Origin of the sequence: Teichococcus deserti (assembly GCF_001982615.1) — a bacterium.
In the GTDB taxonomy this organism is placed as follows: Bacteria; Pseudomonadota; Alphaproteobacteria; order Acetobacterales; family Acetobacteraceae; genus Pseudoroseomonas; species Pseudoroseomonas deserti.
Genome location: NZ_MLCO01000596.1, coordinates 1 through 409, shown reverse-complemented (window position 1 = coordinate 409; position 409 = coordinate 1). Strand labels below are relative to the sequence as shown.

Below are 409 nucleotides of genomic sequence, written 5' to 3'. Positions count from 1 at the left end.
CTGCGGCGCCTCGACGCTGCGCTTCATCAGCTTCGACGTCAGGCCGACGCCGCAATATGCCTGGGCCGAGGAGGCGCCGGAGGACGGCGCCCCCAGCCTCGGCACCCGGCTCGCCGCGCCATTCAAGGTGATGGGCGGCGCCGTCGGCGGCCTCTTCACCCGCCGCAGCGAGGCGCCCTCGCCGCAGCTGGCCGCCATGCTGCGCGCGGCCGATGCCGCCGCGGCCGAGGCGCCGCAGGGTGGCCTGCGCGCCCAGCGCCAGGGGGTCAGGGTCGCGCCGATGCCGGCCCCCGTCGCCCGCGAGCCGCGGCGCGAGCCCGGCTTCGCCCCGCGCACCCGCGAGCCCGCCCCGGACGAGGCGATGGAGGAGGATGGCGAGCTGATGCCGGAGCTGGAGATGGAGCCGCCC

At 78.5% G+C, this 409-nt stretch carries 1 protein-coding gene; it reads left to right on the top strand.

The features are described 5' to 3' along the window. Positions 1-409 (top strand): hypothetical protein (locus BKE38_RS32740; RefSeq protein ID WP_207553749.1); only part of this gene is annotated, 409 nt, incomplete at both ends.